This window comes from Gordonia hankookensis (genome assembly GCF_014673215.1).
GTDB classification, from domain to species: Bacteria; Actinomycetota; Actinomycetes; order Mycobacteriales; family Mycobacteriaceae; genus Gordonia; species Gordonia hankookensis.
Window position 1 is genome coordinate 12273 of record NZ_JACWMS010000005.1, and the last position, 15252, is coordinate 27524.

Genomic DNA, 15252 nt, shown 5'->3' on the forward strand with positions numbered 1-15252 from the left:
GGCGGACACGTGAGCACCCCGGGGGCCCCGCGGTCCGCTGCCGATGACCAATACCGGATCTCTGTCGCGCCGTCCCATGACGCCGACGAGGAGACCGAACACGAGACCGAGATGGGTCCGACCGGTCGGCCCTATCGCGACATCCCCGAACCGGTCCCACTGGACCGGCACGGCCCGGCCACGGTGGTGGCCGTCTGCAACCAGAAGGGCGGCGTCGGCAAGACCACGTCGACGATCAATCTCGGTGCGGCGTTGGCCGAATACGGCCGTCGGGTGCTGCTCGTGGACCTGGACCCGCAGGGCGCGTTGTCGGCGGGTCTCGGCGTTCCGCATCACGATCTCGACCAGACCGTCTACAACCTGCTGGTACCGCCACAGGCCGCCACCGACGACGTGCTGATGCGCACCAGGGTCGACGGCCTCGACCTGTTGCCCAGCAACATCGACCTGTCGGCCGCCGAGATCCAGCTGGTCACCGAGGTCGGTCGCGAGCAATCGCTGGCCCGGGCCCTCCACCCGGTGCTCGATCGCTACGACTTCGTGCTGATCGACTGCCAGCCGTCACTGGGCTTGCTCACCGTGAACGCGCTCGCCTGCTCGGATACCGTCGTCATCCCGATGGAATGCGAATACTTCAGTCTGCGCGGGCTTGCCCTGCTGACCGACACCGTCGACAAGGTCCGTGATCGTCTCAACCCGCGTCTGAATCTCGGCGGGATTCTGGTGACCATGTTCGACGCGCGCACATTGCATTCGCGAGAGGTGATGGCCCGCGTGGTCGAGGTGTTCGGCGACGCCGTCTACGACACCGTCATCAGCCGGACGGTGCGATTCCCCGAGACGAGCGTCGCGGGTGAACCCATCACGTCCTGGGCGCCGAAGTCGGCGGGAGCCAAGGCCTACCGGGCGCTGGCGCGCGAGGTGATCGCGCGCGACTCCCGGCAGGCATGACCGACGGCGACCCGGTGTCCGACAGTGCGGTGTCCGACAGTGCGGTGTCCGACAGTGCGGTGTCCGACAATGCAGTGTCCGAAACCGCGGTGTCCGACGAAGGTGTGTCTGACAGTGCAGTGACCGAGCCGGTGGTCGCCGACGGTGCCACGACCGAGTCGGCGCCGGACACGCCGGAGGCGGCAGATGAGAAGCCGACGGGTTTCCAGGTCCGTCTCCGGAACTTCGAGGGTCCGTTCGACCTGCTCCTGAACCTCATCAGCCAGCATCGCCTCGATGTGACCGAGGTCGCGCTGCACGAGGTGACCGACGACTTCATCGCTTACACCCGTGACCTCGGGCCCGAGATGGGCCTGGAGCAGACCACCGAGTTCCTCGTTGTCGCGGCGACGCTTCTCGATCTGAAGGCGGCGCGGCTGCTGCCGTCCGGGGAGATCGACGACCCCGAGGATCTGGCCCTGCTCGAGGCGAGAGACCTGCTGTTCGCGCGGCTGTTGCAGTACCGTGCCTACAAACAGGTGGCCGCGTTGTTCGGGGAGTTGGAAGCGGCTGCGCTGCAGCGCTATCCGAGGGCCGTGTCGCTGGAACAGCAGTTCGAGGATCTCCTGCCCGAGGTGACCATCGGCGTCGACGCCCGAGGATTCGCCCAGGTCGCGGCGACCGCGATGACACCTCGACCGACCCCGACCGTGGGCCTGGACCACTTGCACGCCTCGCAGGTCTCGGTCCCCGAGCAGGCCCGTCGCCTCGCCGAGATGCTCGCCATGCGACCCGGTGATTGGCTGAGCTTCGGTGAGCTGGTCGCCGAATGCGAGTCCGGCCTCGAGGTGATCGGCCGGTTCCTCGGGCTGCTGGAGCTCTTCCGCGAGCAGGCCGTCACATTCGAACAACCCGAGGCACTGGGGGAGTTGCGGGTGAACTGGACCGGAGACCGAGACGTGGACGACGTCAACATCGACAGGGCGGAGGACTACGGATGACCGACGAGCCGGATCCGACGACAGAAACCACCGGAGTCCCGGACCCGGCCGCGGGACCGACGACCCTCGACGCCGAGCAGAGCGCCCTCGAGGTCGAGGAGGAGATCGTCCTCGACGACGGCCGGTTGCGATCGGCGCTCGAAGCGGTCCTGCTGGTGGTCGACACGCCCGCCACCACGGACGAACTGGCCACCGCGGTCGATCAGGATCGACTGCGGGTACGCACGATGCTGACGCGCATGGCGGACGAACTCACCGAGTCCGGCAGCGGGATCGACCTTCGGTACGCCGGTGACGGCTGGCGGTTCTACACGCGGGCCGAGTTCGCCCCCTATGTCGAGCGTCTGCTGCTCGACGGCGCCCGATCGAAGCTCACCCGGGCGGCGCTGGAGACGCTGGCGGTGATCGCCTACCGTCAGCCGGTCACCCGTGCACGTGTGAGCGCCATCCGCGGCGTCAACGTGGACGGCGTGATCCGCACGCTGGTGGCCCGTGGCCTGATCGACGAGGTCGGCACCGACCCCCAGACCTCGGCCATCACCTACGCCACCACAGAGATGTTCCTCGAGCGTCTCGGCCTCGCATCCCTGACCGAATTGCCCGATCTCGCGCCGCTGTTGCCCGACATCGACGTGATCGACGACCTCGATGAGGAGATCTCGTCGGACCCGCGATTCGCCAAACTCGGTGGTCACCGGTCAGACTCGATGGAGAAGGATTCACCCGGAACGGACGAACAGCACTCATCGACGTCCGCCCCGGACCCCGACGACCAGGACTGATGACATGGCATCCGCTAGCCGAGACGGCACACCGGGCCCGCGCAAGAAGACGTCGCGCGCCCAGAAGACAGGCAAGAACACTCCCAAGACGGGCAACAAAGGGCACGGTGGCGCAGGTGCCGTGAGTGAGGGCCGCTCGTCCAAGAAGACGCATCGCAAAGGCTCGTCGAAGCCCAACGTGACGTCGGGCAAGGTGCGTCTGAACAACGCGAAACCGGCTCGTCACCAGACCCCGGCCCAGGATCCGGGTGCGACTGGCGCCACCTACGTCGAAGACGGCGTGCGGTTGCAGAAGGTGCTCGCCTCTGCTGGCGTCGCATCGCGTCGCGGTGCCGAGGAGCTCATCGCCGCGGGTCGCGTCGACGTCGACGGGCAGATCGTCACCGAGCAGGGGATGCGCATCAACCCCGACACCGCGGTGATCCGGGTGGACGGTGCGCGGGTCGTGATCGACGAGACCCGGCAGTATCTGGCCCTCAACAAGCCCAAGGGCTGGCAGTCCACGATGTCCGACGACCAGGGCCGACCGTGCATCGGCGACATCGTCGCCGAACGTGTGATGGCCGGGCAGCGACTCTTCCACGTGGGCAGGCTCGACGCCGACACCGAGGGACTGCTGTTGCTGACCAACGACGGCGAGCTCGCCCACCGCCTCATGCATCCCTCGTTCGAGGTGCCCAAGACCTATATGGCCGAGCTCCGTGGCGAGGTGCCGCGCTCGGTCGGTCGCACCCTCAAGGACGGAATCGAGCTCGAGGACGGCCCGGTGGCAGTCGACGGTTTCACGGTCGTCGGCGTTCACGAAGGCCAGTCGCTGGTGCGGATCACATTGCACGAAGGCCGAAACAGGATCGTCCGGCGCATGATGGAAGAGGTCGGATTCCCGGTGACCAGCCTGGTGCGCACCAACATCGGCGCGGTCTCTCTCGGTGAGCAGCGGCCCGGCAGCCTGCGCGTACTGGGTAAGAACGAGATCGGCGCGCTGTACAAGGCGGTGGGGCTGTGAGTCACGACGACGCGGTCGGCACGCATGTCATCGCCATCGACGGTCCCGCCGGAACCGGAAAGTCCACGGTGTCGCGGATCCTCGCCGATCGCGTCGGCGCACACTTCCTGGACACCGGTGCCATGTACCGAGCGGCCACCCTCGCCGTGCTGAATGCCGGTGTCGCGCTTGATGACACGGACTCGATCGGCGCCGTGGTGACCAGGGCCGACATCGGTCTGAACGTGCTCGCCGGCAGTTCCACAACTCTCCTCGACGGCGTCGACGTCTCCGCCGAGATCCGGACCGACGTGGTGACCGACGCGGTCTCGGCAGTCTCGGCGGTGCCGTCGGTACGCACCAAACTCGTTGCGGTCCAACGCCGTGCGGCGCAGGGATCGTTCGTCGTGGTGGAGGGGCGCGATATCGGGACCGTGGTGTTCCCGGACGCGGACCTCAAAGTCTTCCTGACCGCCACGCCCGAGGCGCGGGCGGCTCGGCGGCATCAGCAGAATGTCGCGGCGGGGCGCCCGAGCGACCTGGCGGAGGTGTTGAACGGTGTCAATCGACGTGATCATCTCGACTCGACCCGTGCGGTGTCGCCACTGCGTCCTGCAGACGACGCCGTGATCGTCGACACCAGTGACCTGACCCGCGACCAGGTCGTCGAGACCCTCGGCGCCCTGGTCCGCGACCGGATCGGAGTGCAGTCGTGAGCGAGCAGAACATCACCGGCGGGGACGAACTGGCGTTGCCGGGTGACGGCACGTGGTCGGACGAAGCCGACTGGCAGCTGACCGATTTCGACGTCGACGGGGAGCCCATCGACGGCACCCCGATGCCGGTGCTCGCCATCGTAGGCCGACCGAACGTGGGGAAGTCGACGCTGGTCAACCGCATTCTCGGGCGTCGCGAGGCCGTCGTCGAGGACATTCCCGGTGTCACCCGTGATCGGGTCTCGTACTCCGCGAGTTGGTCCGGACGCCGGTTCACCGTCGTCGACACCGGCGGATGGGAACCCGACGCCAAGGGCCTGCAGCAGGCTGTGGCGACACAGGCCGAACAAGCCATGCGCACTGCGGACGCCATCGTCCTGGTGGTCGATGCAACCGTCGGGGCCACCACGACCGACGAGGCCGTCGCCCGGGTGCTGCGTCGCTCCAAGACGCCGGTCATCCTGGCCGCCAACAAGGTCGACAGCGAGCGAGCCGAAGCCGAGACCGCGGCTCTCTGGTCATTGGGGCTCGGCGAGCCTTACCCGGTCTCGGCCGCGCACGGCCGCGGTGCCGGTGACCTGCTCGACGTGATTCTCGACGTGCTCCCGGAGACGCCTCGTGAGGCGCCGACGCTCGGCGGGCCCCGCCGCGTCGCGCTGGTGGGTAAACCCAATGTCGGGAAGAGCTCTCTGCTGAACAAGCTGGCAGGTACGCATCGGTCGGTGGTCGACAATGTCGCCGGCACCACCGTTGACCCGGTCGACGAGCTCATCGAGATCGATGGCACCACGTGGCAGTTCGTCGACACGGCCGGCCTGCGCCGCAAGGTTCGGACGGCAAGCGGTCACGAGTACTACGCGTCGCTGCGCACGCGCGCCGCGCTCGACGCAGCCGAGGTCGCGATCCTGCTCATCGACTCCTCCGAGCCGATCACCGAACAGGATCTCCGCGTGCTGTCGATGATCATCGAGAGCGGCCGCGCTCTGGTGATCGCCTTCAACAAGTGGGATCTGGTCGACGAGGATCGTCGTTACCAGCTCGACAAGGAGATCGACCGGGAACTGGCCCGGGTGCCCTGGGCGAGACGGGTCAACATCTCGGCGAGCACCGGACGGTCGGTGCAGAAGCTGGTGCCCGCGATCGAGGGTGCTCTGGAGTCGTGGGACAAACGCGTCGGCACCGGTCGCCTCAACAACTGGCTCAAAGAGGTCATTGCCGCCACGCCGCCGCCGCTGCGTGGCGGACGCCAGCCGCGCGTCATGTTCGCCACGCAGGCCGCCACCAGACCGCCGACGTTCGTCCTGTTCACGACGGGCTTCCTGGAGGCGGGATACCGTCGATTCCTCGAGCGCCGGCTGCGTGAGGAGTTCAACTTCGACGGTTCGCCGGTGCGGGTGAATGTGCGTGTCCGCGACAAGCGGGAGCAGCGCCGCAAGCGCTGACGTGGTTAGCGGCGGATTCCGGACGCGCGGGCGACCGTGTGTCCGGCCGCTGCGATCGGTCGTGCGATACTTCCACTCGTGCTCATCTTGGGAATCATCGTGTTCGGAATGGTCATCGGCGCTCTTGCACAGCTGATCATCGGCGGCAAGAACATGTGGACTATCGACTGGGGGCTGGCGATCGTCGCCGGCCTCGTCGGTTCCTTCGTCGGTGGACTGTTGATCAGCCTGCTGTCGGGTGACGGGATCAACTTCCGCGCCAGCGGCATCATCGGGTCGATCGTCGGTGCGCTCCTCGTGACCGGCGGGTGGATCTGGTACAAGAAGCGTTCGCCGGCGAACTGAGCACTCGGCGGTCGGTCCGGCGCGCCTGACCAGGCGATTGGATCGAACCGAGGCTCGTCGGCTACGCTCATCAACGCCCCGCTTGCGGGGCAACGGGCTGTGGCGCAGTTTGGTAGCGCACTTGACTGGGGGTCAAGTGGTCGCAGGTTCAAATCCTGTCAGCCCGACACGAATGGTCCCGGAAACCCGATGGGTTTCGGGACTTCGTCGTTGTGGCGCGAGGAAGGCCGTGGCCCGAATCGGTGCGTACCGTCGATGCCACGATGCGCAGTTGTGGGCGCATCGTCACCGTGCTTTTCCAGCACAAGGCCGATGGATCAGGCTAGTTCGGCAGACCGCCGCCCAGCCCGCCGACATCGGTGATCTTCCAGTCGTCGTTGCCATTTACTCGGACGTTGTAGGTCACGGTGGTCTTGGCACCGTTCGGCGCCTGCTTGCTCGTCGAGTTCACACTGACGAAAGCATCCACCTGGTAGACCCCATTGTTCTCCGACGACACCTTCGCGGTGACGGGTGTGGCCGTGGAGACCCAGTTCAGCGGTACGAGGATCTGCTTCAGCGCAGGCGCGGTCGAATCGAACTTCGCCGTCAGCTGCGGGCTCGTGTCGGTCTTGAGTTTGTCGAACCAGGTATCGAGATCACGATAATCGGTGGTCGCGGCACCGACGGCGTAGTCGGTGGCGATCTGCTCGGCCCGACGGGCGTCGGCCGCACGAGCTTCACTGTCGGAGATCGTCGACCGCGCGGAGAACCACAGACCGGCGAATACGCAGGTGGCGGCGAGCAAAGCCACGATCACGCCTCCGACGATCACCGTCGACAACGAGATCGATACCTCACGCCGTGGCCGCCTGCCGGGCTCCGTCGTGTCGCTCGTCTGGGCGGTGCCCACGTCATCGGTGGTGGCGGTGTCGGTGTCGTCGATCTGGGTATCCGGTGTGCCGGTCGTGGTCGTACTCATCGAGTCCTCACTTCGGTTGTGGCTGCGGGATGTTCAACTGCAGGTGGATGGCGCCGTCGGAGCCCACGGTGCCCAGCGCCTGTGTGACGAGGGCACCGATGTCCAGGCCGGACACCCCGGTGGTGGCCTGGGCGACCACCGGTTGGAGCATCGGGGCGAGTGGCTTCACGCTCGGCCCGATCTCCAGCAGGACCTCGTTGATGCGATGGAGGAACGGGATGATCCCGTCTCCGGTGGTGTAGACCGACGGATTCCGGGCGTCGGTGAGTTCCGCCATCTTGGTGGCCAGCGGCGCGATGACGCGGTCGCCCACCGACGCCCAGGCCGGTCCACCGGCCTCGAGCGTCGGGCCCAGCCAGTCCAGGTCGCCGCCGATCGACTGGATGCTGCTGAGCAACTTCTCGAACTGAGGGTTCTGCACCATCAGCGTCTCCGCGAGCAGTCGGGTGGACCGCTGCAGGCGGGGCATCACCGCGTCGGTGCCGTCCAGCGCAGTGTCGATGGTGTGCACCAGGCGTGAGATCACATCGGGGTCGAACTGATCGAGCATCGCCACTGCCCGCGTGGCGGTGTCGGCGATGGTCACCGGCTTGGTGGTCGCCCGGGTGTCGACGACCTGACCGTCGGCGAGGTCGGGACCTCCGTCGGTCGCCGGCACGAACTCGAGATACGGCTCGCCGAGCGCCGAGAGGGTCTGGACCGACAGTGTGCTCGACGCCGGGATGGGGTACTCGGCGCGATACCTGATGTCGGTCTGGACCCCGTGATCACCCACGCGCAGGGCAGTGACCTCGCCGATCTCGAATCCGGTCAGGAGAACCGGGGAATTGACCTCCAGGCCACCCGAATCCGTCATCACCAGGGTGGCCGTCCGGTCTTCCCGGAACGGTGCGACGCCGAGGACACCGAAGGCGAGGTAGGCGACACCGATCACGAGTACCGCCAGGATGGCTCCGAGGGAGATCACCGTGCCCCGGGTCATCGAACGAGACCGATCATGCGCAGTGCCTGGATCATCTGAGCGCTCTGGCCGGTCGCGGACAGCTTGCCCGTGCGGCCGGTCACCGACATCGTCGTGATGTCGACCTTGGCGCCCGAGGTCGCGAACGGGATCAGGTCGTCATGCAGCAGGTCGGTGAGCCTGCGCAGGTTCGACGGCTCGGTGGTGTCGAGCGGATTGCTGGAGAACAGCATCGGCATCACTGCGGACACGGCTCGATCCGACGCACCGAGCATCGGGGCGAGCCACTGCGCAGGAGGAGCGATCTGCCCGAGGTCGGTGAGGATGAAGATGATGCCGAGCACCGACTTCATCGCGGAGGTGGTGTGTGAGACACCCTGCGCGGTGAGCAGCGGGTCGATCTTGGGTTTCTCCTCGATCACGCGCTGCGTCGTGGCGTTCATGCCGTCGAGGACCTTGGTGATCGAGTTCTGATGGGCGGCAAGGTCGTCGAGATCCCGTCCGATCACGTCGAACATCCGGGCCGTGCGTCGCGTGTCGTCGGGGAATGCCTTGTTCATCTGACGAACGGTCGTCATGAAATTGGTGAACGTGCCATTGCCGACCGCGGTGGCCAGTCCTGCCAGGGTGTCCTCGATCTGAGGTGCCTCCGACGTCCGTTGCAACGGGATCGTCGAACCGGCCTCCAGGTTCCCGCGCGACGATCCGGTCGTCGGTGTGGTGAGGGCGATGTGGACGTCGGCGAGTGGAGCGGATTGCCGGAGCATCGCGGTCGTCGTTGTCGGCAGGGCGACGCCGTCATCGATGGCGACGTCGGCGACCACGAAGCCGCCGTTGTCGACCCGCAGTCCGGTCAGCGACCCGATCTCCACCCCGTTGGCGACGACCGGGGCACCGGACGGAAGGTTCAGGACATTCGAGAACTGGATGTGGACCGGGTAGGTGCCGTCGGAGGACTGCATGCCCGGGACGGGCAGACCGGCCACATCGGTACCACACCCACTGAGGCTCGCACCGATCGTGATGGCGACGCATGCCGCCGCGCACGCGCGCCGCAGACGGTCTCGGCGCCGGGTCATCGGGTGCCCGCCGTTCCGAGGAGGTGCGGTATCAGGTCGCCGATACCACCGGGTTCGCGGCAGACGTCCGGATCCCGTTGTCCCATCGCGGTGCAGAGCCCGGCGAGGACGCCGGACGGCAGGGCATGCGGCGGTGGCGTGAAGCCGAGCGACACGCGCCCGGTCATCGGATCGACGGAGTTCTCGAAGGCGTTGGTGAAGACCGGGATCATCTGCAAGGCCTGGCCGAGAGATCCGACACCCGCCGAGATCATCTGCGGGAGATTCTGCAGCGACTCGATGTGACGGATGATGGTGCCGCCGAACATCGTCGTGATGTCGTTGAACATGGGCAGCACATCTCGGAGCCGCGCGATGATCTCCACCGACGGGCCGATGAGGTGCTGATCGACGGAGACCAGCGTCCGGGGCAGGCGGGTCAACATTCGCTTGATGTCTCCCCAGCCGTGCGCGGTGCTGTAGGACAGATCGCCCAGTGCGTCCAGCAGGTCGCTGATGTGTCCGATCGCGGCGTCGGGGGAGTCCAGTGCTCTGCCGAGCCCCATGACGATGGCGTTGATCTGATCGCCTGTCCCGGCGGTCGCCTTCTCCAGGGCCGAGACCCCGCCCGACATCGCGTGCGCCTGGGCTGGGTCATCGGCGCCGTTGAGCTCGTCGGCGAGGCTCGACATCGCGGCGAGGGTCTCGGTGATCGACTTCGGCGTGGTGGTCTTGGTGATGCACTCGGAGGGACGCCAGGCAGGAGCATCTCGTCCTGGCTCGGCACCGATCAACGCCAGACGGCGGTCGGCGATGAGGGTTTGCGAGAGGGTCGTCGCGCCCACGTCGGCGGGCAACCGGCGGTCGGCGCGTACGTCGAACTCGACACGGGCCCTGGTGCCGTCGGGCACGACCGAGGTGATGTGACCGACCGGAACGCCCATCACGGTGACCGCGCTGCCGTCGTACAACCCGATGCTGTCGGGCAACAGGGCACAGTAGGACGTCGTCGCCGACTCCGCACTCCTGACCCGAAATGCGGTGAGGCCCGCACCGACGAGCAGGACCACGACGATGGCGGCGACGAGCATGCGTGAGTGAAGGATTCGTCCGAACATCTAGCACCGCCTTTCCGGTGTCGGCACACAGATCGTCACGGGGTCCGCGCCCCCGCCGAACGAGCGGAGTTCTCCACCGATCCGCCGGATGGAATCCAGGAAGCCGCTCAGCTTGGCGCCCAGTTCCTGAAGTGGCGGAACGGAGTTCGCCAGCTCCTGCGCCATCGGCTTGAACTTGCCGTTCCACTGCCGCGAGATGGGGCTCAGTCGGGCCAGCAGGCTGGCCACCGTGCCGAGGGCGGACCCGACCGACACCATCGATTCCTCGGCGCTGTCCTCCAGACTGTTCCAGTACCAGATGATCCGGCCGAATCGGGACTTGATGCCGTCGATCGACGAGACGTATTCGTCGGCCATGGCCAGGGTTCGGGAGATGTCCGAGTTCTGCCGGTTGAGGAGCGCGACGATGGTGTCCGTGGCATCGATCGCCCGGCGGATCGACGACGGGTTGTCCACCGTTGCCGATCGCAGTGAGGCCATCGTCCTACGCATGGTGCCGCCGTCGATCTCGTCGAGTGGGGTCACCGCATCCTGGAACAGCTCAGGGAGGTCATAGGGCAGCACAACCCGCTCGCGCGGGATGACCTGATCGCCGAGCGGCGTCGTACCCGCCGGCTGAAGAGCCAGATAGTAGCCCCCGACAGCGGTGAGCATGCGGACTCCGAGGGTCGATTCCGACCCGACAAACACCTTGTCATCGGCGGTGAATCGGAGATCGACATGATCCGACCTCAGGTCGACGGCGGTCACCTTGCCGACGTTGATTCCCGCAACCCGCACGTCGTCGCCGACCCGGATCGATCCTGCGTCGGTTGTCTCGGCGCGATATTCGTGGCTGTTCAGGTCGACGGTGCTGATGAGGACGATCGTCAGCGCGACCACGAGCAGCACTGCCAGGCCGGCGATGCCCCATTGCAGATCTGACCAACGAGGCCCGGAGTCGCGCGTGGAAGCGGCTGTGCGCCAACTGATCATGCGCGGCATAGGGTGATCCTCTGTCCGCCGAGCAGCACCTCGATCTCGTGCCCCGGCGACGCCTGGCCCTTGCTGCAGGTCAGTTGTCCACTCGTCGGGGCGAGCCCGGCCAGCGATTGGAGGAACCCGGGCAGCCGGTTGAGGGCGCCGATCGCCGTTTTCGGGTCGGGAAAAGCCCGATCGATGAGCCCGTCGAGTGGTTGATTCGGATCGCCGACGAGGCCGATCTCGCCCATGATGTGGTCGAGCGGATCGAGAACCGGCGGGATCTGCGCAGCGAAATCGATCAGTCCGGGCAGTTTGGCCTCCAGGTTCTTGAACAGCGTGGTGAGTTCCTCGATCAGCGCGACCGCATGGCCGGACTTCCCGCCGATCTGTTCGGAGACGACGGACAGATTCCGGACGAGTGTGGAGATGACGGCCTGCCGGTCGGTCGTGTAGGTGCTGAGTTTCTCGATCGCGTCGAGTGCCGGGCCGATGCCGGCGCCGTTGCCCTGGACGACGGCAAGCATGCTGCCGGTGAACTTGTTGAGATCAGCGGGGGACAGGTCGGCGAGGACCGGCTGCAGTCCGTTGAACAATGTCGTGATGTCGAAGGACGGCACGGTGTGGTCGGTGCCGATCGTGCTGCCGGACCGACGAATCCCCCCGATGACCGGTGACGACTGCTGGATGTCGAGGTAGCGCTGCCCGGTCAGATTCTGGTAGCGGATGGCGAGCTTCGCCCCGACCGACAGCTGCTGCGACGGTTTCATCGTGAACACCACGCGGGCTGTGTCCCCGGCGAGGTCGATGGTCGTCACATTCCCGACCGCGACACCGAACTCGCGGACGTCGTCACCGGGATGCAGGCCGTTGGCGTCGGTGAACAATGCGGTGTAGTTGTCGGTGGCGTCGGCGACCGGACGTTCGATGGTCCGCAACACGGCGAACAGGATCAGCAACATCGCCAACGCGAAGGCGCCGACCCGAAGAACCAGCGACGGTATCGATCTCATCGGCGACCGCCGCGTGTTGCGGTGTCCGCGTTGAGCTCGACGGCGACGTTCACGATAGGTCCGGCCGGGGAGTCATGGAAGGTTCGGGACAGGCGGGTCAGCAACCGTTCGAGGTCGGTGCCGGTGCGCGGACCACCGACGCTCCCGGCCACCGCACCGAGCAGTGGGACCGGGAGTTCGGCGAGCTCGTGATAGTCGGGACGGATGGACCGGAGAAGGCCGGCCACCGAGGGAATGAGCTGCTTCGCCAGCATGCCGACCGTGGCGTCGAAGTTCGCTCGCCGAGCGGCGGACTTCAGATAGGGCTCGTTGTAGACGGAGTCGAGCAAGACCAGGCCTCCGGACAATGTCGACGGCAGGCCGAGCAATGCGTCTCCGAGTCCGTCGACGATCGGCGAGTAGGGCATCTTCTGTGTGTCGGCGATGGATTCCACGCTGACGATGACCGCTTGCAGTAGCGGTGCGAATGCGGTGGTGTCCCTGGAGATCTGCGCGACCAACTTCGCCAGCCGCGGGGTCAGGACGTCGCCGGTCAATTGCCCCAGCGACTGCAACAGGACAGACGTGGTGGCATCACGCACGCGATCGGACCCGGTGAGACGGACGACGGTGCCGTTGCGGAGTCGCGATCCGCCGGTTCCGGTGTGCATGCTGATCTGGGTGATACCGAACAGGTTGGCCGGGGCGTAGTCGATGGTGAGGCCCTCGGTGAGACCGGACACGCTCGCGTCGTCCAGGGACAGGGTGAGCCGTTGCCCATCGGGATCCCGGTCGATGTTGCGCACCGTGCCGATCTTCACGCCGTCGCGGCGGACCTCGGTGCCCTGCTCGATCCCTTCGCCGACATGGTCGGTGATGACTGTGACCGAGATCTGACCGGATGGCGCGCTGTTGTCGGAAGGCAGTGTGCGCCAGGCGGCGACGGCCACGACGACAGCGATGATCGCCGCGATTCCGATGATCCGTGCGCCTCGGCGGGTGGTGGTGACGCCGGGCAGTCCGTAGGCGGGCACGCGGTCACCCGGTGAAGCTCAGGGGGGATCGGAATCCCCAGAGGACGATGGTCATGAGCATGTCCAGTGCGATGATCGCGACGAGGCTTGCGCGGATGGCCCGGCCGGATGCCATCCCGACGCCTTCTGGACCGCCGTAGGCGAAATAGCCCTGGTAACAATGGATCAGGATGATCGCGATGGTGAAGACCAGGACCTTGATGACGGCCGCGACCATGTCCCAGCCCACGACGAACTGGGTGAAGTAGTGGTCGTACACACCGCCGGGCTCGTGGTGGAAGGTCGTGACGACCATACGCGTCGAGAAGTACCCGATCACGAGCGCGATCACGAAGGTCGGAACCATCGCCACCACACCGGCGATGACCTTGGTGGTCACGACGAATCCGACCGACCGGACCCCGAGGGCTTCGATCGCGTCGATCTCTTCGGAGATCCGCATGGACCCGATCTCCGCGGTCATCCGGCAGCCCGCCTGGGCCGCGAAACCGACGCCCGCGGCGATCGGGGCGAGTTCACGCGTGTTGGCGAATGCGGAGATGACGCCACTCAGTGGACCGAGTGAGACGAGCTCGAGGGCCGTGTACGCCTCGATGCCGATCGAGGCGCCCACGGCAGCGCCCATGACCACCATCACTGCCGCAGTGCCGCCTCCGACGATGAGAGATCCTCTGCCCCAGGTCATGTCGGTGATGGTGCGCACGGTCTCCGCTCGGTACTGCCGGAGTGTGACGGGGATGGATGCGATCACCTGCCAGCAGAACGCGAGTGCGAATCCGACGGTGTCGACGGCAGCGCCGATGCGCAGCCGCGACGACAGTGAGGTCAACGGGCGCAACGGGTTGTAGGTCGAGGGTGCTGCCATGACTAACCCATCCTCATCGGATAGAACATGTTGACCACCTGCGTGATGGCGGTGTTGACGACGAGTATCGCGACGACCGAGAGGACCACCGCCGCGTTGACCCCGTCCGCGACGCCCCGCGGACCACCGCGGGCCTCGAGCCCACGCTGACATGCGATGACGACGACCAGGAACCCGAAGATGACGGATTTCGCCAGGGAAACCCAGACGTCGACACCAGAGGTGAACGCGCCGAACGACATCCAGTAGCTACCGGGTGCGACGCCGAGCGCGGCGACCGCGGCGATGTAGCCGGCGGCGATCCCGATGGCGATGATGAGGATGTTGAGCAGTGGTGCCACGAGCACCATCGCGACGATCCTGGGCGCGACCAAGCGCTGCACGGGATCGACACCCATGACCCGCATGGCATCGACCTCTTCGCGGATGGTGCGGGCGCCGAGATCGGCCGCGATCGCCGCTGCTCCGGCACCGCCGAGCAAGAGGCCTGTCGCGACCGGTGCACCCTGCTTGATCACGCCCATCCCGCCGGCTGCGCCGATGAGCGAGTTCGCGCCGAGTTGATAGACGAGGTTGCCGACCTGCGCCGACACGATCACTCCGAAGGGGATCGCCATCAGGATGCCGGGAATTGCGGTGACCGAGATGATGAACCACGCCTGGGTGAGGGTCTCGCGCCATTGGAAGCGGAGCCGGATCAGGTCGGTTACCCCGATCCGTGTCGCTTCGGCGCCCATGCGTGCTGCACGGCCGAAAGTGCTCAGGCCGGTTGCGACAGCCCCGGGTTGTCTCGGGATCGAGAGGTCGGCGTCCCGGCCCTCCGGCGTCGACGGTGAAAACCCGCGCAGATCTCGCGCAGTGCCCACAACGCCTGCGGGCGAGGCGTCGACCTCGGTCTGCTGCGCTGTGGCGTGTGGCGACGCCGCCGCGACACGTGAATGCCCTGCGACCATCTCGTCCTTCCATGACGATCCTGATGTGGCCGACGCCCGGGTTCGGGTGACTGTCGTTGGCTGATCCGGTGCTCGGCGTGTGGACCCGGCTTCCCTCTGGCCAAGGACGGTAGCACTTGTCGTAAGGATTCCGGTAGTGGTTTCGGTAA

16 protein-coding genes and 1 tRNA gene are annotated in these 15252 nt (G+C 66.5%); 8 read left to right on the top strand and 9 right to left on the bottom strand.

Annotated elements, in window-relative coordinates:
* Window positions 1-9 precede the first annotated feature (9 nt).
* From IDF66_RS20555 to IDF66_RS20590, 8 genes are all read left to right on the top strand, one after another.
* Complete coding sequence (locus IDF66_RS20555; RefSeq protein ID WP_164307869.1) at window positions 10-951, top strand: ParA family protein; 942 nt, start codon at window positions 10-12, stop codon at window positions 949-951.
* Window positions 948-1931 carry a segregation and condensation protein A gene (locus IDF66_RS20560; protein ID WP_223309944.1) on the top strand — a complete coding sequence of 328 codons (984 nt, stop codon included), beginning with the start codon at window positions 948-950 and terminating at the stop codon, window positions 1929-1931. The genes IDF66_RS20555 and IDF66_RS20560 overlap by 4 nt, the downstream gene beginning before the upstream one ends.
* Window positions 1928-2713, top strand: a complete 786-nt coding sequence (gene scpB, locus IDF66_RS20565; protein ID WP_190268413.1) for an SMC-Scp complex subunit ScpB — start codon at window positions 1928-1930, stop codon at window positions 2711-2713. Before IDF66_RS20560 ends, scpB begins: the two co-directional genes overlap by 4 nt.
* 4 nt (window positions 2714-2717) lie before the next feature.
* Window positions 2718-3719 (top strand): pseudouridine synthase, encoded by a 1002-nt coding sequence (locus tag IDF66_RS20570; RefSeq protein ID WP_190268414.1) that lies wholly within the window; start codon window positions 2718-2720, stop codon window positions 3717-3719.
* On the top strand, window positions 3716-4414 hold the full coding sequence (gene cmk / locus IDF66_RS20575; RefSeq protein ID WP_164307866.1) for a (d)CMP kinase: 699 nt from the start codon (window positions 3716-3718) through the stop codon (window positions 4412-4414). The genes IDF66_RS20570 and cmk overlap by 4 nt, the downstream gene beginning before the upstream one ends.
* The gene (gene der / locus IDF66_RS20580; protein WP_164307865.1) at window positions 4411-5856 is read left to right on the top strand and encodes a ribosome biogenesis GTPase Der; all 1446 of its coding nucleotides are present in this window, start codon (window positions 4411-4413) and stop codon (window positions 5854-5856) included. The genes cmk and der overlap by 4 nt, the downstream gene beginning before the upstream one ends.
* Before the next feature lie 78 nt (window positions 5857-5934).
* Window positions 5935-6201 (top strand): GlsB/YeaQ/YmgE family stress response membrane protein, encoded by a 267-nt coding sequence (locus IDF66_RS20585; protein WP_164307864.1) that lies wholly within the window; start codon window positions 5935-5937, stop codon window positions 6199-6201.
* Window positions 6202-6294: 93 nt separating this feature from the next.
* A tRNA-Pro gene (locus IDF66_RS20590) sits at window positions 6295-6368 on the top strand.
* A gap of 155 nt (window positions 6369-6523) precedes the next feature.
* Here IDF66_RS20590 and IDF66_RS20595 read toward each other — a convergent pair.
* From IDF66_RS20595 to IDF66_RS20635, 9 genes are read right to left on the bottom strand one after another with little or no spacing between them, the layout of a single operon-like run.
* Window positions 6524-7162: a hypothetical protein gene (locus tag IDF66_RS20595; RefSeq protein WP_223309945.1), complete on the bottom strand. Its 639-nt coding sequence runs from the start codon at window positions 7160-7162 to the stop codon at window positions 6524-6526.
* 7 nt (window positions 7163-7169) lie between these two features.
* Window positions 7170-8144 carry an MlaD family protein gene (locus IDF66_RS20600; protein ID WP_190268415.1) on the bottom strand — a complete coding sequence of 325 codons (975 nt, stop codon included), beginning with the start codon at window positions 8142-8144 and terminating at the stop codon, window positions 7170-7172.
* Window positions 8141-9202 carry an MlaD family protein gene (locus tag IDF66_RS20605; protein WP_190268416.1) on the bottom strand — a complete coding sequence of 354 codons (1062 nt, stop codon included), beginning with the start codon at window positions 9200-9202 and terminating at the stop codon, window positions 8141-8143. The genes IDF66_RS20600 and IDF66_RS20605 overlap by 4 nt, the downstream gene beginning before the upstream one ends.
* Complete coding sequence (locus IDF66_RS20610; protein WP_190268417.1) at window positions 9199-10299, bottom strand: MlaD family protein; 1101 nt, start codon at window positions 10297-10299, stop codon at window positions 9199-9201. The genes IDF66_RS20605 and IDF66_RS20610 overlap by 4 nt, the downstream gene beginning before the upstream one ends.
* Entirely contained in the window at window positions 10300-11283 is a 984-nt protein-coding gene (locus IDF66_RS20615; protein ID WP_190268418.1) for an MlaD family protein, read from the bottom strand.
* Window positions 11271-12272 (bottom strand): MlaD family protein, encoded by a 1002-nt coding sequence (locus IDF66_RS20620; RefSeq protein ID WP_164307859.1) that lies wholly within the window; start codon window positions 12270-12272, stop codon window positions 11271-11273. The genes IDF66_RS20615 and IDF66_RS20620 overlap by 13 nt, the downstream gene beginning before the upstream one ends.
* Window positions 12269-13285, bottom strand: a complete 1017-nt coding sequence (locus tag IDF66_RS20625; protein WP_190268419.1) for an MlaD family protein — start codon at window positions 13283-13285, stop codon at window positions 12269-12271. The genes IDF66_RS20620 and IDF66_RS20625 overlap by 4 nt, the downstream gene beginning before the upstream one ends.
* Window positions 13286-13289: 4 nt before the next feature.
* Entirely contained in the window at window positions 13290-14150 is an 861-nt protein-coding gene (locus IDF66_RS20630; RefSeq protein ID WP_164307857.1) for an ABC transporter permease, read from the bottom strand.
* 2 nt (window positions 14151-14152) lie between these two features.
* On the bottom strand, window positions 14153-14887 hold the full coding sequence (locus tag IDF66_RS20635) for an ABC transporter permease (protein ID WP_164307879.1): 735 nt from the start codon (window positions 14885-14887) through the stop codon (window positions 14153-14155).
* Window positions 14888-15252: the final 365 nt, after the last annotated feature.